This window comes from Streptomyces sp. 8N616 (assembly GCF_052246385.1).
GTDB lineage: Bacteria > Actinomycetota > Actinomycetes > Streptomycetales > Streptomycetaceae > Streptomyces.
Genome location: NZ_JBQQBY010000055.1, coordinates 18,410 through 43,050 on the forward strand (window position 1 = coordinate 18,410; position 24,641 = coordinate 43,050).

Consider the following 24,641-nt stretch of genomic DNA (forward strand, 5'->3'; position numbering starts at 1 on the left):
CAGCGAGCCCAGAAGGAGAAGCGTGACCGCTACGTACGACGATGTACACCGCCTCGTGAGGTCCGGCGCAAACGTGCTGCACGTGGCGTCCTTCGAGTGGGAACGGGTGCGCGGCTGGTGTATCGGGCTCGCGCGCGATCTCAAGGTCCCGCTGGAGGTGTGGAGTTCGTCCACGGGGCTGCTCGCGGTCGACGCCGACGGGAGCTGCTCCCCGCAGGACGAGGGGCTGACCGATCCGATCGAGGCGATGCTGCGGCTGCGGGACGCGGCCGGCGGCGGCGTGCTGCTGATGGAGGACGTGCACCCGTACCTCGAACCCCAGCACCACCAGATCGCTCGCTGGATCCGGGAGATGTGCCGCCTGGAGGCTTCGCCGCGCCGGCTGCTGGTGCTGTCCACCCCACTGCCGGGGCTGCCCGTGGATCTGCAGAAGGAGGTACCGACGGTCGAGCTGCCGCTGCCGGGAACGGACGATCTGGCGGTCGTCGCCGAGCACGTCGCCGAGCAGCACGGCGTGACCCACGACCAGGACCGGACGCTGCTGGAGGCAGCCCGGGGACTGACGGTGATGGAGGCGCGCCTGGCGTTCGGGCAGGCGGCGCAGGAGCTCGGCCGCCTCGGCCCCGCGGCCGTGCCCCTGGTGGTCCGTGAGAAGGAGCGGGTGATCCGGCAGAGCCAGGTACTGGAGTACTACGAGCCGGACGCGCGCATGACCGACGTCGGTGGCCTCGAGAACCTGAAGGTGTGGCTTGACCGTCGCGGGCGGGCGTTCGGTGCGGGGGCCCGCGCGTTCGGCCTGGACGCGCCCAAGGGCGTGTTGCTGCTGGGAGTTCAGGGCTGCGGCAAGAGCCTGGTGGCCAAGGCCGTCGCTGCCGCCTGGCAGTTCCCTCTGCTCCGCTTCGACCTGGGCAAGGTGTTCGGCGGCATCGTCGGCCAGTCCGAGGGCAACATCCGCTCCGCGCTCCAGGTCGCACAGGCGCTCGCCCCGTGCGTGCTGTGGATCGACGAGATCGAGAAGGGGCTCGCCGGGATGGGTTCCTCCGACCAGTCGGACGGCGGTACGACGGCTCGTGTGGTCGGCACGTTGCTGACGTGGATGCAGGAGAAGCGCGACCCGGTCTTCGTGGTGGCCACCGCCAACCGCATCGAGATGCTCCCTCCCGAGTTGCTGCGGAAGGGCAGGTTCGACGAGATCTTCTTCGTCGACCTGCCGACGCTGGGCGTGCGCAAGGAGATCATCGACATCCACCTGCGCAAGAAGCAGCGCGACCCGGCCGACTTCGACCTCGACGCGCTCGCCTCCGAGGCGTACGGCTACTCAGGGGCGGAGCTGGAGGAGGCCGTGCGCGAGGGGCTGGTGGAGGCCTTCGCCGAGGGCAAGGAGCTGCGCACCGAACACATCGACCAAGCGCTGAAGTCGACGTTCCCGCTGTCGCGCACGATGGGCGAGCAGATCGGCCAGTTACGGCAGTGGGCCAGGGTGCGGGCACGGCTGGCCAGCCCCGAACTCCCCGAGCAGCTGCCCGCGGACACCCAGGGCGGTGTGCCGCGCCTGCGCCAGGAGACGGGCAACCCGTTTATCCCGGGAGCACGCACGTGAAGGGCCTGTACTTCCACGCCGTCGCCGGCCACCCCAACGTCGCCCCTGCTCTGATGCGCCAGACATCGAGCACCCTGCGCCCGTTCAACCGCTTCCTGGGCCAGGCCATCCACACTGCCAAGCAGCGGCAGTTCCGCTACCAGCTCCCGTGGGAACCCGTCCGCGACCTGCAGCAGGTCCACCTGACCGCCCTGGACCGCAGGGTGCTGGTACCGCGGCGCAAGCCCGCCTGGCACGTGACGGACTGGCCCGCCGACGCCGTACCCGACGTGACCCAGCCGCTGATGGCGGTCAACCGCAGCGCGGTGATCAACGTGCTGGACTACCACCGGGACGCGGCCGGGCTCCGCCTCGACCTCGACAGCGATCTACGCGAGGACGACCAGGTGTTCTGGTGCGGCCGGCGGCACGCGCTGGCCCGGGAAGCGGCGCCGCCCCCGCCGTCGTCGGTCGAGGATGCCCAGGGCGCGGGCCTGCGCCTCGTACGCACCCCCGAGCCGGAGGAGGACGGCTGGGTCCTGGTCGTGGAGGGGTGGAACGGGGAGGGCGACCTCGTCGTGGACGGCGAGCCGGTCGAGCCGCACGTGCTGCCCGAGTTTGAGGGGCTGCGACGGTTGCGGGACGCGGAAGGGCGCTCCTACGAGCTCACTGGCGGCACGCTCAAGGTGGAGGAGCTGCCCGCCGAAGGACTGCTCACCGGCGACAACGGCGTGCGCTTCGCGTGGGCGGCGCCGCGGCGCGGAGGCGGAAGAGGCTCCAAGGGATCATGGGTACAGCTCCTGCCACCCGAGAACACCGACCCGGAGGACTTCCTCGACCCGCGGGCGGCCTTCTGCGAGGGCGAGGTGGATGAGGTCTGGACCCAGGCGCGCCACAGCAGAAACACCGTTTTCAAGGTCAAGCGCGTCGACTCGGACAGGTACCAGCTCCTCCTGGACCGCCTGCCGCCGCGCGGTGCCTCTCTCTTCCTGCCGGTCAACATCCGTAACCTGCAACTGCAACGGCGCGCCCTGCGCCAGCTCACCGATGCGCCGCTGCCGCATCACCACGGGCTGCTGCGCCTGTGCGAGAACCCGGAGCGCGTCCGGTGGCCCGCCGTCCGCCCCGCCCCTCCGGAACGATGGACCGAACTCACCGACCCCACCCGCAGCGGCACCGAGGAGCAGCGCGCCTTCGTCGCCAAGGCGCTGGGCTCGCCGGACCTCGCGATCTTGGAAGGGCCGCCCGGGTCCGGCAAGACCACCGCCATCTGCGAGCTCGTCCGGCAGTTGATCGCGGACGACGAGCGAGTGCTGCTCTGTGCGTCGACGCACGTCGCGATCGACAACGTGCTGGAGCGGCTGCTGGACGCAGGCGCCCCGGTCGATGCCGTCCGCATCGGCCGAACCAAGCAGGTCGACGAGAAAGTGCAGGCCACGCAGATCGACCACAAGGTGGAGGCGCTGGTCGAGAGCTGGCGGGCGGTGCCGCATCTGAGCGTGCTGGGTGAGGGCGAACTGGCGGCCATGGCAGAGCGTACGGTGGTCAGCGCGGCCAACCTGACCTGCGGCACCACCATGGGCATCGTCAACCACCCACTGTTCGACGCCCACGAGCAGGAGCGCAACCCTCGGGAGCGGAGCATCACTTCCCTGCCCCACTGGGACGTGCTGATCGTGGACGAGGCCAGCAAGACGCTCATCCAGGAGTTCCTGGTGCCGGCACTCATGGCCAGGCGATGGATTGTGGTGGGAGACATCCACCAGCTGCCGCCCTTCGCCGACCGCGCCGACATCGTGGCCAATTTGCGGTCCCTGGCGGACGAGAACGACCGCGAGGTGCTCCCGCCGGACCACCAGCGCGCCTGCCTGCTGCTGTTCCGCCTGGCCCGCCGCGCGCTGCGCCGCACCGAGGCGCGCTGGCTGGTGGTCGAACCGCCCGGGGTCCTGGACCGGCTGGGCGAGGAGTTGGCGCACCGTGAGGACTTCCCGCTGTCGGTGGCCCGGGTGGTGGCGCGCACCGGAGAGCGCAAGGGGCCGTTCCTCGAGGTGAGTGCGGAACGGATACGCGCGGGAGACCCGGCCGCGCTGGCGCTCGCGGCCTGCGACTGGGTGCTGGTCGGGGATGACGTCCTGCCCGAGGTGGCGGACCACCTGCCTGCCGACCTGCTCCACCACCGCGACCTGACGGCCCTCGGCGGGCGCGGGCTGCCCGAGACCCACCCCCTGCTCTTCCGCCACGCCTGGTGGCTGGAGCGCGCCGGGCGCCTGCCCGCGAGCTACTGGGAGCGGCGCGATGAGATCTCCACCTTCGCCGGGGCCGAGTCCTGCGAGCGGCGCTGGCTGTCTGAGCACGACCTGGCCAACGAGATCGCCTGGCGGCTGACCCGTATCCATGAGCTGAAACACGGCCGAGACCAGCGCGAACCGGAGCGGCTGTCCCGGCAACTGCGCGAGCTGCTCCCCGCGGCGGTGGACATCTCCGAACCCGTCGCGGAGATCCAGGACATCGGCCTGCCCAGCATCCTGGAGGTGCTGCAAGAGGGCATCGGCGACGGCCGGGCCCGCGCGTCCGCGTTGACCGAGGGCCTGCCGAACCGCCAAGCCGGCGCGTTCCGGGCCCGCTTCGGGAGCCTGTCGTACCAGCACCGCATGCACGCCGACATCTCGGCCCTCCCCCGAGCGCTGGTCTACGGCGGCAAGTCCCTGCTGGACGCGAACACCATCGACGCCCGGGACCGGGACCTCGCATGGAACTTCGGGTCCTTCCGCGGGCGGCGGGCCTGGGTGGACGTGCGCGGTCGCGAGCGGGGCGGGGTCAACGAGGACGAGGTCCGCGTCATGGAGGCAGTCGTCCGCGAATTCCTGGCCTGGGCGAGGAAGGCCGGTCCGCCGCGGCGTGCCTCGCCGCCGGTGTGGGAGGTGGCGTGTCTGTGCTTCTACGTCAGGCAGGAGGGGGCGATCTCCGACATGCTGCGCCGGGTCTCCGGGGACGACCGCCGCAGCCGCTTCCGGGTGGGCAACGTCGAGATCGTATGCGGCACCGTGGACCGGTTCCAGGGGCGTGAGGCCGACCTCGTGCTGCTCTCGATGCGGAACACCGCGCGGGTGGGTTTCCTCGACAGCCGTAATCGCCTGAACGTGGCGATCACGCGGGCCCGCCAGCAACTCGTCGTCGTGGGAAACGCCGGCTACTTCGCGGGGTGCCGGACGGCCGAGCTGGAGGAGCTGGCCAGGCACAGCTCACGCGAGGACGCCAGGAACTGGCTCAAGGGCAGCGGAGGCAGCATGACCGGCAAGAGGGGCAAGGGGCCACGATGAGAACGGAATTGACGGACGAAGTCCCCGTCAGCCGGTTCGCGGCGTTCGCCGAGATGGCGTCGCTGGAGCAGCGTCCGGAGCTCGGCGCCATCTGCCGAGCGGCCCGCACTTCCGGAGGGCGCATCGCCCCGTCGGTGGTGCAGCAGGCGCTGCCGGGGCTGACTGACGCCGGCGCGGCGAACGTGGTCCGCTGGTGCTGCGACCTGGCCCTGTGTGACCGCTCCGGCAGCCTGACGGGGCTCGGCGAGGTCGTCGCCGACACGGACCGGGCGCCGGTCCCGGAGCAGGGCGTGTACGAGATGTGGGTGGCCGGCCACCCGCTGCTCGGCTCCCGCCTGCTGCACGTCGAGCGTCTGACGTCCTCGCGCGACGGCCGGTTCCCCGATACGGACGCCATCCCGGTGGAGCCGGACCGCAACACCGCGCACCCGTCGGTCGTGGATCCCCAGCGCCGGTTCGTCCTGAGGTCCTTCCCGTCGAACCACGGCAGGCACGGCGCTCTGCGCCGCGAGTCGCGCGCCTACTGCCGGGTGACGTGGGTGCTGGACTGGACCCACGGCCCACACGGCGCCAGCGAGGTCCGGCTGGACGGCGCCATCGACACTGCCTCCGGCCACCGCCCGATCCGTCACGAGCCCGAGCGGATGGAGATCGACCTGTGGCGGCTGGCGGACACGTGGGCGCTCGGCCCGCTGCGCGCCCACGGCAGGTGGTCCGCCGAGGACCGCAGGCTCGCGGTCCCCGTCGCCCGGCTGTCCGTACCGGAGCAGGAGGCATTCGCCATGACGCTGGACCTCGGCGGGGTCGAGGTAACGGGCTACGGGCACTGGAGCAGCGGCGCCGTACTCTCGGACGTGCCCATCGGCCCGGCGACCGCGGACGACGCGCAGGCATGGGCGATGGCCCGCCTGGACCGGCGCTTGGAGGGCAGCGGCCTCCGCCACACCCGCGTACAGGTCCGCGGACTGTTCGCATCCGTGACCGAGGACACCCCGCTGGCCGCCCCAGGGCCGATCCTGCCGGACCACGATGCGCTGCTTGCGCGATACGAGCTGGCTCCGGAGGTGTTCTGGCGGCTCGCCGCACCCGTCGACCTCGCCCCGACTCCCGTCTCACAGGAGGAACTCGGGCCGATGAGCATCGAGGCGGGGAACCGGGACTACCTGGTCTCTACGGACTACGACAGTGCGGTGGTCCGGGTGCCTTACCGGGGCGGCTGGTCGATGCGTATGCTGCTCGACCGCCTCACCGGCGACGAGAAGCCGCGCCGCCTGCTGCTGGTCGACAAGTACGTGCGCGGACGCGACAACCTCCGCAGCCTCGAACTACTCGTGGCGACGCTGGCGGAGCTGGGATCTCCGGCACTGGATGTCTGGACGGGCAACGACACCGACGACGCCACCGCCGCCCACGTCGAGCGCCTCACCGGACACCGCCCCCGTCGCTACCGCCAGGTCTTCGGGCACTCCGTCAACCTCCACGACCGCTACCTGGTGGTGGTCCCGGAGCGCGGCGCCCCATACGGCTGGCAGATGACCAACAGCCCGCTGGACGCCCGCGTGGACGACGGCGTGGAGCCCTCGCCCGTAACCCCCCTGCGCTGGCGTGACCTGGTCGCAGCGCGGCTGAGCGTCGAGCAGCTTCACCGGCCCATGGCAGCGTGGACGGAGGCCGACGGGCGATGACGACCACGACGCAGCTGACAGGAGCCATCCCGGCCAGACTGGACGGTGCCGGCCGAAGGCAGGACCGCAGAGCCACGCGGCTGGACACCGCGTGGTTGATCCAGGGGCGGACCAGTGCGCCACCCAGCTCCCCGGTGTTGGCGCGCGATGCGCACGCTGCCGTGCCCGTGCCCGCGCAGAGCCCCGCCCTGGTGATCATCTCGGACGCCGTCCCCGCGGTCGCAGACTCCGCGGCGGCTGCCATCAGTGCCGGTAGCCGCGTCTACGCGCTGGCCCCTGACGGCTGGGCTGCGCCCGACTGGCTCCTCGGAGCGCCGCCCACCGGGGTGCTGGTTCGCCGGGTACGGCAGGCGCCTGTCGCCGCCGTGTTGTGCGGCGATTGCGGCTGGCTCTGGATGGGGCCAGACGGGCCCGGCGAGTGGCGTCTGGCGCTGGAGGCGGAGCAAGTTGAGGCGGCGCGCCTGGCTTTCTTGGACCTGTACTGGAACCGGTCCGACGACGAGGGGTGGCCCGCCAAGGGCGACGTGCGGTGGCGCCCGCGCGGCGAGGCCCCCTTCGACCTGCCAGCCCCCGTGCCGCACGCTGCCGTCCGGCTGGAGCCGGACGGCGCGCGGCTGCCCGAACCCGATCCCGGGTCGGCGGTGTACGCGTGCGACGGCCGCCTCCCGGACGGGGAGGCCGCACGCGTCTGGGTGCCCCCGTCCGGCGAAGGGCACGCCAGTCTTGCGGACGCCGTGCGGCGGGGCACCGACGTCGTCTGGACCGACCTCGGCCTGCCACCTTGCACGACGGGTTCGCGGGCCACGGCACTACCGTCCACGGCGCGCTGGTCGCTGCGCACTTCCCTGACGGACCACCAAGCTGCCGCGCTCACCCGGGTGCTGGAGCTGGAGCCGGATGCGATATTCCGGACGGAAGCCACTCTTGGAGAGGCCGAGGAACGGGTCGGCCCGCACGGCCGTGTGTGGCGCGCCGGTCAGGAGCAGCCGCAAGCCCTCATCTCTGAGGAGGAGTTGGATGCGGGACTGGTGGTGGCCACGTCCCTCCGGGGCATGCCCGCAACCGAGCCGCCGTCGTGGCCCGAGCCCGCATTGCTGGCCCTCTCGGTGCGGTGGCGGTGGCGGGTCGGCACGCCGTTGTCACCCAAGAGCGGTGTGGAGGACTCCCTGGTGCGGTCGTGGCGGATCCTGGACGATCAGTATGCGGCCCGGGTGAAGGCAGCTCTCACGACGCTGGCCTCGTTGGAGGAGAAAGAGGGCACGCTGGGCCGGGCCTTCACCGTGCTGAAAGGAGCGCTGCTGGGATTCGGCCGCTCCCGGGAGAACTTGCGGGCGGATGTGCTCAAGTGCGGCGAGGTCAAGCCTTCTGAGGTAGGTCCGGACGACGCCCGCGAGGCCCTGGCACACCTCGCAGAGGTCGAGGCCCGGGTCGCGGAGTTGCAGGAGGAGGTGGCCGAGGCCGAGCGGAAGGCGCGCGAGGAGGCGGAGCGCAACCGCCAGAAGCAGGAGCACGCCGCAGCCTGCGAGAAGGCCCGCAAGGATCTAGCGGCCCATGAGCAGGAGCTGGCCGACAAGCAGCGGCGGCTCACGGATATCGAGACGGATCTCGGGACGCTTGCCTCACAGAACAAGGTCGAGGGCATGTCGAAGAAGGAGCGCAAGGACCACCGGGCCAAGCAGCACAAGCTCCGCGACGAGCAGACCAGATTGAGCAAGCGAATCCGCATGTTGGAGCAGTCCGTGGAACAAGCTCAGGCGACCATTGACAAGCCCTTCGAGTTTCGTCCGCCGGCTGCTCTGGCACCCAGCAAGCGGAGTACCGGCTCGTTCGTTCCGCCGGCGAGCGCGAGTGCTGCGGAACAGGTTCCGGACGAGGCCATGCCCGAGGTGGGAAGCCTGCTGCGCGCGGGCAAGGAGCGCCTGCTCGCGATCAGCCGGTGGGAGGAACTGGACCGCGGCGAGGCGGAAGCGGCGAGGTTGGGCGCGCGCCTCGTTGCCACGCGTAAGGGGTGAGATGAAGGAACAGCGCATCGAGGTGGAGATCGACCGTGACGGTCGCATCACGGCTGAGGCCGACGGCTTCTCCGGCGATGCCTGCCTTCGCGACCTGGAGAAGCTGCTCGACGGGCTGGCGGAGTGGGAGAGCACGCAGCGCAAGGCGGACACCGACGAGCGCACCGTCACGCGCAACCGGGCGGCGCGCCTGGGCAGGACGACGGAACCGGGCGGGGGGCGGACGGCATGAGCGCCTACATCACCCTGGCCACGCCCATGGCCGACCAGGAGAGCCTGGTGAAGGCGCTGGCAGACCTTGGCTTCCCAGCGGACCGGGTCGAGGTCCACGGCAGCGCCGTGCCGCTCGTCGGTTACGAGGGATCCAGTCGGGGGCAGCGGGCCCACGTGGTAATCCGCCGCCGGCACGTTGGCCAGCTGTCCAACGACATCGGCTTCGAACGGACCGCCACGGGGTTCCGGGCGCACGTGAGCGACTACGACCAGTCGCGCTACGGCCAGCAGTGGATGCGGAAGCTGCGCGCCCGTTACCAGCACCACGACGCCGTCAAGCAGGAAATACTCGCGCGGCAGATCCGTGAGGCCGCCGAGACGGAGGCGCGCAGGCTGGCCGAGATCGAGGCACGCAGACGAGAGGAGGAACGGCAGAGCTTGGTGGAGGCGCAGCGCCAGGCCGTCCACGACAAGGCACGAAACATGGGATACCGCGTCCAGGAGACTCGTCAGGGCGACACGGTCCGGCTCGTCCTCGTCAAGCGTGTCTACTGATGTCCTGAAGTCTGGTGTTTGAGGACATGCTGAACATTGCCCGGACGATCCCGCGCAGCGCGGTCAACGGGCCTGGGGAGCGCTTTGTGGTGTGGGTTCAGGGTTGTTCCCTGCACTGCCCCGGGTGCTGGAATCCGGACACCTGGAGCCACCGGCCGAGGACGGAAGTCCCGGTGCACGACCTGGCGGAGACGATCCTTGCTACCGAGGGAATCGAGGGCATCACCCTGACCGGCGGCGAGCCTTTCGAACAGGCGGCCCAGCTCGCGATATTGGCCTCCCGGGTTCGCGCCGCCGGTCTCTCGGTCATGGCGTTCACGGGGTTCGAGTTGAACGAGCTCGACTCGCCAGCACGCAAGGAGCTGCTGGCGCTGTGCGACATTCTCGTCGCCGGACGGTTCCGCCGCGCCGACCGCTCGCTCAATCTGGTCTGGCGCGGCTCCTCCAACCAGACAGTGCACTTCCTCACGGAGCGCTACTCCCTGGCCTCGATGCCCGGAAAGACGGCGTGCGAGATCCACATCGGGGCGGACGGGAGCGTGACGGTGACGGGCTTCCCGTCCTCGGAGGTAATGGAATAGCGAACGCGGTGTGCGGATCAGCGTGGGCGCTGCTCTGATCTGCTGCTCAGCAGGGCATGCGGGGTAGTGTCTGGCCTACATCGCGCATTCACCGGAAGGCGACATCCCGCGGAGCCCGGGTGGCTTCCGTGCAGCAACCACGTAAGCCCGCACGCGGGGCCACCCTAGCCGACGACTGACCGTCAATAGTTTCCAGTGCACTCCCTGTGCAGCCAGCCTGTTCGAGCGTTTCCGCGCGAGGCGCGTGTCGAAACTCTGCGGGTGCCGATAAATCATCTGTACTGGTCAAGCTGCATGTCGGTACTCGCGAAGGGTTCCACCAAGCTGATCTCGTCGACGGATCTCCAGGCGTCTGATCTGTCCTGGCTCGGTGATCGGTTCGGGTAGCGGGCGGAGCGGAGCCGCTTGATTCAGGGCTCGGTGAGGCCGGTGCCCGTTGTAGTACAACTCGAACTCGCGCAGGGCATGGAGCAGATGGCGCTGGTCCCATATGAGAGTGCGGTCCAGCAGTTCGTGCCGGCAGGTCTGTATCCAGCGCTCCATGATGGAGTTCATCCGCGGCATCCGGATGCCGCTGGTGACGATCTCCAGCCCGGCATCGGTCAACACAGCGTCGAAGGCTGGCGTGAACTTGGAGTCTCGGTCGCGTATCAAGAACCTGGCCTTGCTGCCTGCGTCCTCCAAGTCCATGACGAGGTTGCGTCCGAGCGCACGATCCAGTCCGCGGTGGGGTGTGCGGTGGCTCCGAGGATCCGGATACGTCTCGTGGCGTGCTCGATGGCCGCGAAGACGTACAGGCGCGCCCCGGTCAGGGTGCGGGTCTCGAAGAGATCGCAGGCGAGCAGCGCCTGGGCCTGGCTGCGCAGGAAGGCGGCCCAGGTGGTGCTCTGGCGTTCCGGCGCAGGCGGGATGCCGTTCTCCTTCAGGATTTCCCAGACGGTGGAGGCGAGGGCTGCAAGCTCGCCGTGGATTCTGCGGTACCCCCACGAGACATTTTCCCGGGCCAGGCGCAGGACCACGGCGCGGATCGAGAGGATGGTGGGTGGGCGCCCGCGTCGCCTCGGCACGCAGGACGCGGCATGGCGCCGATTGAGCAGGTCACGGTGCCAGCGCAAGATCGTGTCCGGACGCACCAGTAGAAGGAGCTGCCGCAGCTTATGTATCGGGAGGCGATGGAGCAGCCCGGCAAGCACGATGCGGTCGGTGTCGGTTAAGGCAGGCTTGCCGACCTCGCGTTGCAGGACCAGTAGTTGGTGCCGCAGGGCAAGGATCTCGATGCCTTTGTCCCGGTCGCTTATCGGCAAGAGACGCAGCAGGCCGAAGGTGTGGGTGGCGGCGAGGTAGGCCAGGCGCAGCAGCGCGACAGATCATGATGCCGCCCGGCTCCTGGCCACGTGAAGATCGCGGGGCGAGCTGCAGGTGCCGACCAGAATGCGGTGATTAAGGCCGTAACCGGCGCGGATGATCGGCACCCGCAGTGCGCTGATCGTGGGCCCAGGAGGAACACCCCCTCCCCGCCTTTCTTCCGAACCGCAAGCGTTTTGCTTCTCGGATACTGTACGAGTCCGGGGACAGCACGTGGTGTGGTCTCACGGCTGATGATGTTGCCAGCACGGACACGAGGCGCCGCTGTCGTCAGGCTCGTCGCCTTCACTTCTAACTTCCAGGCATTCGCGAAACTCACGCCACGCTTGGATCACCCCGTGCGCCTTGGCGAGAAGTTCTTGGATTTGGGAGAGCAGCAGGATCAGGGCACCGAAGAAGGCCAGGATGAATAGCGTTACTGTGTCCCAGGTCACCGTGACGCCTCCGCGTCCTCGCTAGCCTCGGTCGCGGGAAGCACCCGATTTAGCCAGGATTGCTCGGCCCCGACGCTCTCCAGCGTCGCTCGAACACCGTCGTCCTCAAACGCCCGTTCGGACCGGAATCTGATCTGGAGCTCGCCGGAGTCATCGTGGGTATGCGCGAGGTAGTACGTACACTGCCGCGAGAGGGGCCGATTGGGAGGAAATTGTAGGTGGCACGTGCAGTTGTGTCGCTCGATCTTGAGTGGAATACCCCAGCTGCGATCACAAAGGCGAGCGAGGAACCCATTGTGGTCGAGTGAGACGCCAGTTGCCGTATCGAGTTCTATCCTCCACTCGTCGCTTTGAATCCAAGATCTCGTGGAGTAGGCCGAGCTCGACGTATGGAAGAGCGCGATTCGGCGGAAAAGCCCTGAACCGAGCCAGGCCAGATTTCGTTCAGCTCGCATCGTGAGCGGTGCTTCAGCCTCGTGCTCCCGCTCATAATGAGTGAGGCCCGGTTCCTCCCACAGCGGGTGCAGCTTTCCATCGAGCAAGGATTCCCGCCGTTCGCTGAGCTCTTGACGCCAGTTGGTACCTTTAGTAGCCCGCAGAATCACCCGAGCATCGGTTCCAATCATGGCCAAATGGAGGTCAGCCCCACGGGTGGCTGCCACACGGACGCCGGGAATTGCATGCACCTGAATGCCGGGCTCGGCGTAGGGCAACAGCTGCACGATTGCGAAGTCGCTCATTGGGTGTGCAGCGCCGCCCGAAAGCTCTGTATGGCTATCTAGCAGGACAACAGGCCAGCGATCTGATGGCCGAATCGCGGAGATGCCCAACGGGTGTGCCCACCACCAGCCGCCACTGTTGAGATGCGCCAAAATTTGGGATTCAAGATATGCCTGCTGCGTCGAGGCTTGAGGGATGGGGATACGGTTATCTGCATGCCTCAATGCCTCTAGAGCAAGCTGATGAGGCTCGCCGGTGTAGAGGTTCCGCATACGAGCGAGGCGGCAGAGACGTCCGCCGGTAGCCATAGCACGACCCGTTCCCGAACGCTGCTGCCCCTGAGCATCCGACAACTGATCGGCGCGCCCTTGTACGGACGCAATCGGACATACCAGACCGTTCAGGTGAAGCTATGGCTCCTTCATCCCCGAGTGGCACTGTACTGGGGCAGCTCAGTGCCGGAACAGGCCGCCTTACGGCCATCTCGATGATAGCGCTGAGATGCCTTAGGTGGGGTAGGCCGCATGAACTGCCCAATGTGAGACTGGAGATGTTCGCGTGGCTGGGCGTGGGTGCACCGAAGGACCCTGCCGGTCTGGCACGCCGCACCTCCGGCTCTGTATCGCGGACCACCCTGCGGTTTGAGCAGGCCGAGCCGCCTGCCCTACCGCTGTGGCCTGGCGGAGGGTGAGTGGCCGCAACGGACCCGGGAGTGGTGGGCGATGCGGCAGTCCTCGCGGCAGGCCGAGCACTTCTCCTCGACATCGCCGCCCTGTTCATAGCTGAGCCGCAGTGAGACAACTCACTGCGGCTCACACGCCTTCTCACAGCGCTCTCACGGACTAGGTGTCATGAGGTGGCATCAGGTGTGACGTTAGACGGACGAGATAGGCCCCGACCTGCGCGATTCGGACTGAAGAACCCTAGACGCACTTGTTTTCGAACTGGGGGTCAAGGGGTCGCAGGTTCAAATCCTGTCGTCCCGACCAGCGTTTTCGCAGGTCATAGGCCGTTTTCTCAGAGATGGGAGAGCGGCCTTTTCCGTGTTCGGAGGCCTGGTGGTCGCATGGTGGTCGCGTATGTGCCCTGGAATTGGGATGCCTGGGGTGAACTGGCTGCTGGGGTGGGGGAGTAGGGCGGCTTGAGCCGCTTGTGCCGCCTTTCTGCGTGGTCGTGGTGTGGTCGCAGCCAGTTCGGCCAGTGGCGGCGGGCGCCGTCTCGGTCGGCGTTGGTCAGGGCTTGGTCGATGGTGTCGACGGCGTCGCGGGCGGCTTGCTGGGTGAGGTGGCTGTAGAGGTTCGCGGTGGTGGACAGCGTGGAGTGGCGCAGGGTCTTGGACACCACGGTCAGGGGGACGCCGGCGGTGATGGTGAGGGTGGCGGCGAGGTGCCGAAGGTCGTGCAGGCCGATGCGGGGCACTCCGGCTTCCTTCGCCAGCCGGCGGAAGCGGTCCAGAAGCGTCTGGGGGCGGAGAGGCCGGCCGTCGGGGCGGCAGAAGACCAGGCCTGAGAACGGGTCTGTCGGATCACTTGTATGGGTGCGGGTGGCTGTGGCGCGGTGTTTGAGGGCGGCTGCGACGCGCGGGGAGATGGCGACCCAGTTCTTGCTGCTTAGGGTCTTGGGCGCGGTGAGGACCAAGCGGGTGTTGTTGATGGCGGAGAGGGTGTAGCGGACGTAGAGCACCTGCTCGTTGAGGTGGACGTCCGTCCAGTGCAGGCCGAGTGCTTCTCCTCGGCGCATGCCGGTGCCGATGAGGAGTTCGCATAGGTCGGCCATGAAGGGGTCGGCGTGGTGGCAGTAGCGCAGGAAGCGGGCTGCTTCTTGTGGTGTCCAGATGCGGCGTTCGGCTGCCGGTGGGCGGGGGAGGACGGCGGGGCGGGCTGGGTTGTGGGCGAGGCGGCGTTGTCGGACGGCGTCGCCCAGGGCGCTGGAGAGTGTGGCGAGACAGCGAAACATGGTCACCTTCCCGCGGCCTGCTGCCAGCTGGGTATGGGCGAAGCTGGCGATGTGGCGGTGGCCGAGTTCGTCGAGCTTCAAGCTGCCCAGGACGGGGACAAGATCGTGGGTGACGTAGTCGCGGTAGCGGGCCATGGTGGTGGGCTTGAGCACGAGTGCCTTCGTCTCGAGCCATGTGGTGAGGTAGTCCGCCACGGTCTGGTTCGGGTCGGCATTGAACCCGCCGGCCTCACCCTCGAGCAGGCGCCGCAGGGCCGAGCTGGCGGCGTCCTCGGTGGGGAAGCCGCCGCGCCGGATGGTGGTGCGTGTCCCTTTGGGGTTGGGCAGGTCGACGGCGAAGGTCCACATGCCGTGGTTACGGTCGGCGACGAGTTTGGGGCAGTGTGTGCCCAGCTGGCGGCGGTGCTGGTCGCGGCAGCCGCAGCGGCGGTAGACGCGTCCGCGGTCGGCAGAGGAGCGCATGGTGATCGCCTCCCGAGGGTGGAGCAAGGTGCCTACACGCTCAGTCTGCGCACACCATGCGACCACCAGCGACCATGACCCCCTCTGACCTGGGCTTCACCCGTGCGAGGCGACAAGTGCGCTGGTGTTTCCTCGCACGCGGCGGGCCCGCCGATGATCTCGGCCAGCCTGCGCCTGACCGCGGACTCGGAGCGGCCTGTCGCCTTCCGGAGCTCCGCATAGGTGGCGCGTCCACCCCGCTCGAGGGCGGTGACCAGTGGCTCGTCCTCCTCGGTGATCAGGGCGGGCCCCGGGCGCGGGTGCGGCTCCGGGGTGAGTGCGGCGGCCTCGGCGTCGGTGAGTCTGCCGCTCCTTGGAGAGCCAGCCGGCCGGGCCGCCGTAGAAGCGGTGCAGCAGCTGGTGGGCGCGGATCTCGACGATGTGCGGGGTGCGCGGCAGTTTGCCGAGCAGCAGTTCTCGCTCTCGCCGCGGGTGCGGGCGCGGGTCTGGCAGACCACCTCCGTGCCGCCCGAGGTGAGGCCTATCCACACCGTGTCGGGGCGCTTGGCCAGCGCGTCTGCTACGGTCGCGGCCCCTCGGGCGTGCAGCGCAGCCGCAGCATCCAGTGCTCAAGTCCCATCCGGGCGCTGGCGCAGCGGACGGCGACGACCCGCAGCCCCGCCTCGGACCGCAGTCTGCGGAAGCGCCGCGCCACGGTCTGGTCGGAAACGCCGAGCACGGCGACGATCCGGCTCAAGGAGGCGCGGGCATCGAGCTCGAGGGCGTGCAGCAGCCTGAGATCGAGTGTCTCATCTCGTGGGATTCCATGCCGACAATCCCCCTCGTGTCGGATTCTGGCGAACTTCCCGTCGTGGCTGGGGACATCGAACGTGCACGCCCGATCGTACGGGAGTGATCGAAGACCGCGGTGCGGGCCGTATGCACGCTTGCCGCACGCGGTTCGGCCGCACACAACGCCACTCAACGCCGTACGGGGAGAAACAGATGCGTAAGGGCCGCTCACCGCGGGCTGTCTGGGGACGTTCATGTTGTTGCTGGATGTCACCATCGTGGTCGTGGCGCTGCCCGACATGGCGCGGGCGCTTAACGCGTCGCTCTCCGATCTGCAAGGGGTCATCGACGGCTATGCGCTGGCGCTCGCCGCGCTGCTGCTCGGCATAGGCGCCGCCGCCGACCTGCTGGGCAGGCGCTCGGGTCCATGCGGCGGGAGTCGGGCTCTTCGCGGTGGCTTCGCTGGCCTGCGGTCTGGTGTCGTCGCCCATGGCACTGGTGGCCGCGCGCGTGGTCCAAGGGGTGGGAGCGGCCGCGATGTTCGCGACTACGCTGTCGCTGCTCGGCTCGGTGTATCAGGGCAGGCAGCGCTCGGTCGCGCTCGGTCTGTGGGGCGCGGTCAGCGGTGCCGCGGCGGCGATCGGCCCGGTGGTCGGCGGGCTGCTGACCGAAGGCCCGGGCTGGCGGTGGATCTTCTTCGTGAATCTGCCGGTGAGCACAGCGGCGCTCTGGCTGGACCCGGCGCACCGTGCCCGAATCGCCTGCGGCGTGGGGCTGGCAAATCGACTGGGCGGGCACGGTGGTGTTCGCGTGCTTCGCGGGGGCGACGAAGTACGCGGTCGTACGGGCGAGCAGCTCCGGGTGGACCTCGGCGAGCACCGTGACCACGTTCGGGCTCGCCTCGCTCGCGCTCATCTGCTTCGTGCTCGTCGAACGCAGGGCGGCCCATCCGCTGCCGGACCTATCGTGTTCCGCAAGCCCGTGTTCGTGGGCGTGATGGCGGGGGCGCTCGCCTTCAACGCGGCGGCCTTCGCCGTGGCTCCGTACACCTCGATCTGGCTGCAGACGGTGCTCGGGCTCAGCCCGGTGCACGGCGGTCTCACCGTACTGCCACTGGCCGCAACGGCCTTTGTGGCGGCCGTGGTCGGCGGCTGCATGCTGCACGGGGTGCAGCCGCGTCTGACGATCGGCGTCGGCCTGGCACTGATCGACGCCGGCACGCTCGCGCAGGCCGTGCTGGACGCGGGCTCGTCGTGGACCGCGCTGTTGCCGGGCCTGGTGCTGGCGGGCGTCGGCACGGGGCTGGTGTCACCGGCGCTCGCGGGCGCCGCGCTCGCCGCGGTGCCGGCCGAGCGCGCGGGCATGGCTGGCGGTGCGGTCAATACGTTCCGGCAGTTCGGATACGCCTTCGGGGTCGCCGTCTTCGGCACGGTGCTGATCTCCGTATGGAAAACACGCTCACGAGCGGTCAGGCCCATGCGCTCGCGGGCGGCGGCGCATCCGGGCTGCGTGGGTCTCCGAGCATGCGCTGCGGGCGGCATTCGCCTCGGGCCTGAACGCGGCGGCGCTCCTCGCGGGTGTCGTCGGAGTGCTCGCCGGGATCGCGGTGCTGGCGCTGGTGCGGGAGCCGGGCCTCGTCGAGCGGGAAGCGCCCGGAGCCGGGGAGGCGGTCCCGGCGCAGCCCCCCTCTGATCCGTGACTGCTCGTTGTCCTCGGCATGAGGATTGAGTGGAGCGTCTTGTGCCGAACGACCTGTGGAGGTTGTTCCGGAACGTGGTGCCTGCGGTACCGAAGCGTCCCCAAGGCGGGGGCCGTCGGCGAGCCGACGACCGCGCAACGGCTCCCGCCGACTGCACCGACGCTATGAACACGTCGCCGACCACTTCCTCGGCTTCGCAGACCTGGCCTGCGCGATGATCTGCTATCGCACCCTGCTCCAATGAAGGACGGATCCGAGAGGGAACGGAATGCCCAAGCTGCGCCAGGCCCGCGTCTCCGACCACGGCACGATCGTCGAATGTGTGCAGCGGTGGTGGGGAGACTCACGCACCCCCGAGCAGGCCCGCGAACTGTCTCTGCTGCTGCCCAAGCTGTTCCTGCAGTTCTTCTCCGGCACCAGCCTGGTCCTGCAAGACGATGCCGACATCACAGCGTTCCTCATTGGCTTCTACGCCGCCGACAACGACAAGGAGACCTACATCCACTTTGTGGGAGTGGACCCGCAGCTGCGTGGACAAGGCACAGCCCGCAGTCTTTACGCGGCGTTCTTCCAGCGCGCCGCTGAGGCAGGCCGCCAGGAGGTGCGGGCGATCACCTCGCCATCGAACACGGGATCCATCGCATTTCACCGCGCCATGGGGTTCGCTCTCGAAGCAGGCGATCGCGAGGTCGGCGGGCTTCCCATACACAGCGACTATGACGGCCCTGGACAGGACCGAGTGTGCTTCTACAGGAAGATCGCTCCCTGATCCACAATCACCACTTCGCCAAACGCCACGGCCCTGCAGGTCAAGGGGTGTTTCTGTATCAGATTGCTGGTTTGGCGTGACGTTCTGGCAGAACATGGGTTGGGTCGTTGGGCCAGGCCAGGGGTTTGGGGCGTTGTCGGGGGCGGGAGACAGGGCGCGGCTGCTGGATCTGTGCTGGATGAAATGACGGCTTGTCAGTTGCTGAAGAGTGGCTGTCTCCGACGCGGAATGTGACGGAGTCGGACGTCAGCGGTGGCCGTATTGTTGAACGAGGTCGGGCGGGTGTTCGCCCGGGTTCGCGGCTCGGTCAGTCCGACCGAGGCTCCGGCCCCGGCCCCCAGTCCCCGGAGTCTGCGCTCCCGGCCCCGGCTCCCCCTGCCCGCCAGGCTTGCCCCGCCCACTCCCTCAACCCCATTTGTCCCCCGTAAGACGGGACTTGGCCGTAGGCCGCCCGGTGCTCCGCGAGACGGACGTAAGGTGCGGAGGTGGGGCGGGAAGGCCATGGATGTGTTCACCGAGGCGGATCTGCGGAGGCTGGCGGGGGCGCGCTCCTTCGAGCGGGAACATGGCTATCTGGACGCGGTGACCGCCGTGGAGGTCGGCGACGGCTGGATCACCGCCACCGTCCACGGGACGGACGCGTACGAGGTGGAGCTGACCGTCGACGGGTCCGCGGGGCTCGCGGGGGAGTGCGACTGCCCGTACGGCCTGGAGGGCAACTTCTGCAAGCATCTGGTCGCGCTCGGTCTGAGCGTGCTCGCCCGCCCGGACGAGCTGCCACGGCAGCGCACCAGGGCCGCGACCGTGCCCGGGTACTCGACGCGTGGTTGGACGGGCTCTCCCGGGACGAACTGCTCGCCCCGACCTCGCCCCGGATGGCAGCACCCATCTGGCCATCGCCCGCGATCTGGACGCCGGTACTCATGAAGCCCTGAGCTGGGCGGAAAGAGGCGTCAAGGAAGCCTCGGCCCCCTCTCGTGGCTGCCTTCCCGGGCTGGACACCCGTTCGGTCGACTACCTATGCGACCGTTACACCCGTGCCGGCCGGCTCGGTGACGCGGTCGCCCTGCGCCGCGACCACTTCACCGCATGCCGCTCCCTCACCACGTACCAGTTGCTGCGAACGGCGGCAAAGGCGGCGTCCCGCTGGCAGTCCGAGCGGGCCGGGGCCCTGGAACTACTGCGAGCCGACGCCGCTCCACAGCAGCGTCTGCGGCACCGAGCTCACCCGTATGGCGCGCACTGGTACGACGGTCCCGTGCTCGTCGACGCCCTGCTCGACGACGAGGACATCGACGCCGCCTGGCAGGCCGCCACCGAGGCCGACGCCCACGACCGGCTGGCGGTACCCCAGGCCAAAGGCTCTGGGGGAGGCTCGCCCTCGCCGACCGGGCCCGCGCCACTCGTCCCGCCGACGCGCTCGGCGTCTACCACCGCCTGGCCGAACCCCTGGCGAAGGAGACCGGCAACCGGGCGTACGAGGAGCTGACCAGCCTGCTGTTGAGCATGCGCGACTGCCACCGCCGTCTGGGCACCCCTGACGAGTTCACCGCGTATGTCACCGGGCTGCGCACCGAGTACAAGCGCAGGCGGAACCTGATGCGGCTCCTGGACCAGCACGGCCTGTGACCTCGCAGGGGCGCTCGCCGCAGGCAGTGCTTGTCCGCCGGGTACGGTGGGGCCGTCGGTTGTGGGATGACGCGACCACCACCTTGCGCATCGGTGACGCGGACGATGCCGCGTCGCTCTCTCGTTCGCCCGGCCCAGGCAACCCGTCAGCGGGGTGCTGCGCAGTGGCCGTTTTTGCCTGCGTCATGGCTGGTCAGGGCGGTGCCGGGGCGGCGTGCGACGGGCACCGCCGGGGTAGCGGCCCCTTGTTGGATCCCTGCTGGATCGTGATCCGTCACATGGCGTCTCCGCAGGTGACAGCAGAGTAGCCGATGTTCCGCTTCAACATTTAGTGCTCGCCGTAGCGTCGATGTAGGGATCTGGCAAATGTGCAGGTCATGCGGGGTCGGCTCCATTCGGGGCCGACCCCGTCGCCGTGACCGGTGCTGGATCCGTGCTGGATATCCTGACGTCTCGTCACCTGTGGTCATCCCTGGTTATCCGTACCGCTGCTGGATCGGTGCTGGGATCGATCTGACGAGGCGTCAGCGAGATGAGGGCGTGTCGGGCTGCGGATTTCGTCGCCACCGGCCGCCGTCGTGGGGTGTTCCGGGGTGCTGGCCGCCGGGTGGCGCCGTTCCTGCGGCACGCCGCACATTTTGCCCGCGCGGGCGTCCGACGGCGGGCATGCCTGGTGGTACGGGAGCGCCCGCGCGATTGCTCATTGGGCCGGGGTGGCGTCGCCTGCCTGTGCCCCGCAGTCACGCCAGCAGCGCGGCGCGCAGCTCGGGGTCGCGTAGGTGGTGCAGAGTTCTTCCTCGTCGCACTCGAAGTCGAAGGCCACTGCGACCTTCGGCATGGTCGCCGCGCTCCACATCGCTGCCTCCGTACTGGGGCTGCACGGCGAAGAGACCTCCGAGCGCGCCGAAACCGTACTCGCCGAGGCGGTCGGGCGGCTGCGCTGGGCCACCGCGAGGTCACGGCGTGAGCCGGCCCTGGGGTGGTCAGTGACCCGCAGTCGGTGCCGCCTGCACGGGGAACTCCACCAGCGTCGCGGCACGCAGCTCTTCGTCGCGCAGCATACGTAGCTTTTCGGGTTGCTCGTCACCCAGGACGAGGTCGGCACCGGGCAGCACGGCCTGTCGCAGCATCGACTGCCACACGTCCGCGAATGGTTGGTTGCGCAGCACGTCGAGTGCGTCGCGCATGCCCGCCTCGTCGCCGTCGCGCCTGGCCCGGCCCCAGTCACGGATGACGACCCGGGCTTCCTTGCGGGCCAGTAGCCGGGACTGGGGAAGTCGTCGCTCGTCCAGATCAGGCCCAGGACCTCGATGGTTATGTGTCCCCTGGTGGTCAGCCTGCGGTATGTGCACGCGCTGTCTGCGTGCAGGGCCTGCTCTGACTGGCCCTTCGGGCGCCGGGTCGGGACGAGGACGCCGATCCCGGCGCCGATGTAGCCCTTGTCGGCCAGGGTGGGCAGGCCGTCGGCCGCGGCCTTATATAGCGCGGGCAGTGCGTGGATGCGGGCGGCGGTGATGTCGGGGACGCTGCCGGGCTCTACCTCGGAGAGCCACAGTGGGGTGCCGTCCGGGGCGGACAGGAACTGCATGTTGCCGCCGAATGCCTTGTGTTTCTGGCTGAACCACAGGTCGTTGCCGTTGTCGCGGACACCCGCGAGGCGGTCGGACTCGATCAGCGTGCCGTCGAGTATCACGTGGGTCATTCCCTCGCGTCGGCAGCGGTCCAGGACCTCGTGCAGGTCCGGGGCCTGGCCGGCCAGGACATCGATGCCTTCGTGCAAGTAGCGGTAGCCGGTGGCCTGGGAGACGTCGGCATCGCGGGCCAGGCAGTGCACGCAGCCGCGCTCGCGGAACCATCGCAGTACCAGCACGGCCTGGCGGAACGGGCCGAGCGCCCGGCTGCCCCGCGGAGTGCCGATGCGCCGTCGGTGCGCGGCCAGCAGGCGGGACAAGTGATCCACGACGTGGCGTGGGACATCGAGCGTGGCAACATAGGTGACCAACGCGAAGCCTCTGGCGGTTACGGACATGATCTTGTGGTGAGACCTGTCCTACCAGGGGCTTTACGACTGTCCGCAGCCGGGTACAGCTCTAACGTCACTCGCCTGGCTGCCCAGGCTCGCACTCACCGGCAAGCCGAGGCCGTGGGAGCCTCGCTGACTGCGGCTGCGGTAGTTCACCACCGCTGCTTCCCCCACCCGGTGGCCGTCGACGGTCGGTCGTCCAGGACCCGCAGTCGCCAGGTGAGACGGGAGACGTTCCAGGGCGCCCGGCTGCGTACGCCACGTTGGCACCGGTGGGGCCGTAGTCAGCGGCGGCGGGCGAAGCGCGTCTTGCCCCAGGGCTTGTACATGGAGATGACGGTGGCCAGCATGAGCAGCGCCAGCCCGGTGCCGACCCCGATGCCGAGTTGGACACCGACGGTCTGGCTCGGCGTCGTGATCTGGTGCTGCAGCCAGTGCCGGAAGAGGAAGTGTCCGGCCAGCATCAGCGCGATGTTCACTGCGAGCTTGGCCGCGATCCAGTAGTGCTTGAGCAGCCCCCAGGGAGTGGCCAGTGCCAGGAGCAGGCCGGTCAGGAGGGACGACCAGGCGAGGACGGCGATCAGCTCGATGCCGAGCAGTTCCATGACGAGGCGGGTCGCCCGGACGAGTTCGGGGTTCCCGGTGAAGAGTCCGACGAGTCCGAGGATGAACTGGGCGACCTCCGCCCCCAACCAGCCGACGGCAACGGTCACATGGCAGGTCAGCACGAACTTCCTGGCCCGAGGGCGCAGGCGCCACCTCGGCCCTCCTCCCCGAGCCGCGCTCCCGGCCCGTCCGGCCCGGATCTGGTTCCGTAGCCGTACGGACGTGGTGTCGGCTCGGGTGGCGGGTGTCATGGTTTCGGTCATGGCTCCTCCGTTCGTCGCTGGCCGCATGTGTCGCGGTGCGGTACGGGAAGCAAGGATCACCGGGGCAGGAGCCCCCGGTCGTCGTCACCGGCGTTGATTCGCGCCTACGCGGGGCTGCGTACTGTGCTGCGCTGCACTGCGTGATCGAACGGGTTCTATGCTCGGGCCATGGTGCGAAGACCCGCAGGAGATCAGGGGGCGGTGCCGCTGCCCGGGCCGCGAGCCGGCCTGGCCGCCGCCGGACTGGCCGTCCTCGCGGTCGTCGGCTCGGATTTCGCCGCCTCCGTTCAGGACTGGGAGCGTTCGCCGGGCGTGTGGGCCTGGCTGGCGGCGGCGGTGACGGCCGGTGCGCTGGCCTGGTGGCGGGTGGCCCCGGTGGTGATGCTCGCGGCGGTCGCCGCCGGAACGAGCGCCTATCTCCTCGGTGGATACGCGCCGGGCCCGGTCCTGCTGTGCATGGTGTTCGCGACGTTCCAGGTCGCCCGCGTCCGTGCGCTCCGGGTCTCCCTCCCGGCGTGCGGCGCGGCTGCCGCCGTTGTCGTGGCGGCGTTGCTGGTCAACGTCGCGGACCAGAGCAGCCTGGCGGTGATCATCAGCATCGCCTGGGTGAACTGGCTTCTCCTGCCGTGGTCGTTGGGAACGCTGGTCCAGGTCCGGACCGTGGCCGCCGCCCGGCTGCGCACCGAACTGGTCGAACGAGGGGCGCTGGAGGAACGTGCGCGTGTCGCCAGAGAGGTGCACGATGTCGCCGGGCACGGCTTCTCGGTGATCGCGATGCAGGCCGGCGTCGCGCTGCTCGTGCTCGACGACGATCCGGCCCAGGCCCGCGAGTCGCTGCAGGCCATCCGCACCACCAGTACCGAGGCACTGAGCGATCTACGGGTCGCGCTCAGCATGATGCAAGCGGCCGCGACCCCCGGACTCGACGGCCTGCCCAGGCTGGCCGAACGTGTCCAGGGCGCGGGGCTGTCGGTGGTCCTGCACATGGAACCGGTGCCCGATCTGCCCGAGGCCCTCGATGCCGCCGCCTACCGGGTCGTCCAGGAGTCGCTGACCAACGTGCTGCGGCACGCGGGCCAGGCCCGGGCCAAGGTTCAGATCGTCCATGAGAACGGCACCCTGCTCGTCGGAGTCGACGATGACGGCACCGGGTCGCCGAACCACTCCGACGGGCGGGGACTGACCGGGATGCGCTCCCGGATAGAGGCCCTGGGCGGCACGCTCACCGCCGGGCCAGGCGACGAAGGCGGGTTCCGGGTACGCGCCCGGATACCCGTTCCGGAAGGAGCAGAACGATGATTCGGGTGGCGCTGGCTGATGACCAGGCGCTGATGCGGATGGGCCTGCGGGTGCTCATCGAACGCGAGGACGACCTCGAACTCCTCGGCGAGGCCGAGGACGGCGCTGCCGCGGTCGCACTGGTCCGGCGGACCACTCCTGACGTCCTCCTCCTCGACGTCAAGATGCCGGGGATGGACGGGCTCGAGGCGCTGCGCACCATCGTCGACGACCCGGCCCTCAAGGGCACCCGCGTCGTCATCGTGACGACCTTCGAGATCGAGGAGTACGTCTTCAGCGCCCTCCAGGCAGGCGCCAGCGGCTTCGTCCTCAAGGACTCCGACCCTCTGGAGCTGGTCCAGGCCATACGCGTGGCCGCGGCCGGCGACGCGCTCCTCTCGCCCTCCGTCACCCGCCGCGTCGTCTCGCACTTCGCCCGCCACATCGCGGGCGGCACCACCACCTCCTCGGCGCTGGAGGAACTGACCGACCGCGAGCGGGAGATCGTCGCCTGGGTGGCGACCGGCCGCTCCAACGACGAGATCGCGAAGGAACTCTTTCTGAGTCCGGCCACGGTCCGTACGCACGTCGGCCGCGCCACGGTGAAGCTCGGCGCCCGGGACCGCGCCCAACTGGTCGTCTTCGCCGTACGTGCCGGCCTGACCCTCCCCAGCGACCCCTGAGACATACGCGGTGGTGGGGGAGGGGGGAGGGGGGGGGG

18 protein-coding genes and 3 pseudogenes are annotated in these 24,641 nt (G+C 69.3%); 13 read left to right on the forward strand and 8 right to left on the reverse strand.

From position 1 onward, the window contains the following. Positions 1-22: 22 nt before the first annotated feature. Genes ACTWQC_RS33480 through ACTWQC_RS33510 form a run of 7 tightly spaced genes read left to right on the forward strand, consistent with a single transcriptional unit; the run spans position 23 to position 9,945 of the window. On the forward strand, positions 23-1,600 hold the full coding sequence (locus ACTWQC_RS33480) for an AAA family ATPase (RefSeq protein WP_443319623.1): 1,578 nt from the start codon (positions 23-25) through the stop codon (positions 1,598-1,600). Next, the gene (locus tag ACTWQC_RS33485; RefSeq protein WP_443319624.1) at positions 1,597-4,899 is read left to right on the forward strand and encodes an AAA domain-containing protein; all 3,303 of its coding nucleotides are present in this window, start codon (positions 1,597-1,599) and stop codon (positions 4,897-4,899) included. Before ACTWQC_RS33480 ends, ACTWQC_RS33485 begins: the two co-directional genes overlap by 4 nt. Continuing rightward, positions 4,896-6,584 (forward strand): hypothetical protein, encoded by a 1,689-nt coding sequence (locus ACTWQC_RS33490; protein ID WP_443319625.1) that lies wholly within the window; start codon positions 4,896-4,898, stop codon positions 6,582-6,584. The genes ACTWQC_RS33485 and ACTWQC_RS33490 overlap by 4 nt, the downstream gene beginning before the upstream one ends. After that, positions 6,581-8,596, forward strand: coding sequence for a hypothetical protein (locus ACTWQC_RS33495; protein ID WP_443319626.1), 2,016 nt, complete (start codon positions 6,581-6,583; stop codon positions 8,594-8,596). The genes ACTWQC_RS33490 and ACTWQC_RS33495 overlap by 4 nt, the downstream gene beginning before the upstream one ends. 1 nt (position 8,597) lies before the next feature. Further along, positions 8,598-8,828, forward strand: coding sequence for a DUF2997 domain-containing protein (locus ACTWQC_RS33500; RefSeq protein ID WP_443319627.1), 231 nt, complete (start codon positions 8,598-8,600; stop codon positions 8,826-8,828). Then, positions 8,825-9,364 (forward strand): DUF1257 domain-containing protein, encoded by a 540-nt coding sequence (locus ACTWQC_RS33505; RefSeq protein ID WP_443319628.1) that lies wholly within the window; start codon positions 8,825-8,827, stop codon positions 9,362-9,364. The genes ACTWQC_RS33500 and ACTWQC_RS33505 overlap by 4 nt, the downstream gene beginning before the upstream one ends. 26 nt (positions 9,365-9,390) lie before the next feature. Then, positions 9,391-9,945 carry a 4Fe-4S single cluster domain-containing protein gene (locus tag ACTWQC_RS33510; RefSeq protein ID WP_443319629.1) on the forward strand — a complete coding sequence of 185 codons (555 nt, stop codon included), beginning with the start codon at positions 9,391-9,393 and terminating at the stop codon, positions 9,943-9,945. A gap of 285 nt (positions 9,946-10,230) precedes the next feature. On the opposite strand, the pseudogene ACTWQC_RS33515 reads toward ACTWQC_RS33510, so the two are convergent. The 5 genes and pseudogenes from ACTWQC_RS33515 to ACTWQC_RS33535 all read right to left on the reverse strand — a co-directional run. Further along, positions 10,231-11,261 (reverse strand): annotated as a pseudogene (locus tag ACTWQC_RS33515) (integrase core domain-containing protein). 273 nt (positions 11,262-11,534) lie between these two features. Continuing rightward, positions 11,535-11,744, reverse strand: coding sequence for a hypothetical protein (locus ACTWQC_RS33520; RefSeq protein WP_443319630.1), 210 nt, complete (start codon positions 11,742-11,744; stop codon positions 11,535-11,537). Then, positions 11,741-12,736: a hypothetical protein gene (locus ACTWQC_RS33525; protein ID WP_443319631.1), complete on the reverse strand. Its 996-nt coding sequence runs from the start codon at positions 12,734-12,736 to the stop codon at positions 11,741-11,743. The genes ACTWQC_RS33520 and ACTWQC_RS33525 overlap by 4 nt, the downstream gene beginning before the upstream one ends. Positions 12,737-13,481: 745 nt before the next feature. Beyond that, positions 13,482-14,882, reverse strand: a complete 1,401-nt coding sequence (locus tag ACTWQC_RS33530; RefSeq protein ID WP_443319632.1) for a tyrosine-type recombinase/integrase — start codon at positions 14,880-14,882, stop codon at positions 13,482-13,484. 104 nt (positions 14,883-14,986) lie between these two features. Then, positions 14,987-15,684 (reverse strand): annotated as a pseudogene (locus tag ACTWQC_RS33535) (AsnC family transcriptional regulator); the annotation flags it as partial. A 446-nt stretch (positions 15,685-16,130) separates the two neighbouring features. Between ACTWQC_RS33535 and ACTWQC_RS33540 the strand changes: the two are divergent. From ACTWQC_RS33540 to ACTWQC_RS33550, 3 genes are all read left to right on the forward strand, one after another. Further along, positions 16,131-17,345 (forward strand): MFS transporter, encoded by a 1,215-nt coding sequence (locus ACTWQC_RS33540; RefSeq protein ID WP_443319642.1) that lies wholly within the window; start codon positions 16,131-16,133, stop codon positions 17,343-17,345. Positions 17,346-17,620: 275 nt separating this feature from the next. Further along, positions 17,621-18,121 carry a GNAT family N-acetyltransferase gene (locus ACTWQC_RS33545; RefSeq protein WP_443319633.1) on the forward strand — a complete coding sequence of 167 codons (501 nt, stop codon included), beginning with the start codon at positions 17,621-17,623 and terminating at the stop codon, positions 18,119-18,121. 501 nt (positions 18,122-18,622) lie between these two features. Further along, positions 18,623-19,048, forward strand: a complete 426-nt coding sequence (locus ACTWQC_RS33550) for an SWIM zinc finger family protein (protein WP_443319634.1) — start codon at positions 18,623-18,625, stop codon at positions 19,046-19,048. Positions 19,049-19,298: 250 nt separating this feature from the next. Here ACTWQC_RS33550 and ACTWQC_RS33555 read toward each other — a convergent pair whose 3' ends face one another. Continuing rightward, complete coding sequence (locus tag ACTWQC_RS33555) at positions 19,299-19,454, reverse strand: hypothetical protein (RefSeq protein ID WP_443319635.1); 156 nt, start codon at positions 19,452-19,454, stop codon at positions 19,299-19,301. Positions 19,455-19,627: 173 nt separating this feature from the next. Between ACTWQC_RS33555 and ACTWQC_RS33560 the strand changes: the two genes are divergently transcribed. After that, positions 19,628-19,750 carry a hypothetical protein gene (locus tag ACTWQC_RS33560; protein ID WP_443319636.1) on the forward strand — a complete coding sequence of 41 codons (123 nt, stop codon included), beginning with the start codon at positions 19,628-19,630 and terminating at the stop codon, positions 19,748-19,750. A 1,390-nt stretch (positions 19,751-21,140) separates the two neighbouring features. Here ACTWQC_RS33560 and ACTWQC_RS33565 read toward each other — a convergent pair. Together ACTWQC_RS33565 and ACTWQC_RS33570 are read right to left on the reverse strand one after the other, a co-directional pair. Beyond that, a pseudogene (locus tag ACTWQC_RS33565) lies at positions 21,141-21,779 on the reverse strand (transposase family protein); the annotation flags it as partial. Between the two features lie 278 nt (positions 21,780-22,057). Continuing rightward, on the reverse strand, positions 22,058-22,642 hold the full coding sequence (locus ACTWQC_RS33570; protein ID WP_443319637.1) for a hypothetical protein: 585 nt from the start codon (positions 22,640-22,642) through the stop codon (positions 22,058-22,060). A gap of 168 nt (positions 22,643-22,810) precedes the next feature. Here ACTWQC_RS33570 and ACTWQC_RS33575 point away from each other — a divergent pair, with 168 nt between their 5' ends. Both ACTWQC_RS33575 and ACTWQC_RS33580 read left to right on the forward strand, forming a co-directional pair. Continuing rightward, a complete protein-coding gene (locus ACTWQC_RS33575; protein ID WP_443319638.1) occupies positions 22,811-23,941 on the forward strand; it encodes a sensor histidine kinase in 1,131 nt (376 codons plus the stop codon). Further along, positions 23,938-24,603 (forward strand): response regulator, encoded by a 666-nt coding sequence (locus ACTWQC_RS33580; RefSeq protein ID WP_443319639.1) that lies wholly within the window; start codon positions 23,938-23,940, stop codon positions 24,601-24,603. Before ACTWQC_RS33575 ends, ACTWQC_RS33580 begins: the two co-directional genes overlap by 4 nt. Positions 24,604-24,641: the final 38 nt, after the last annotated feature.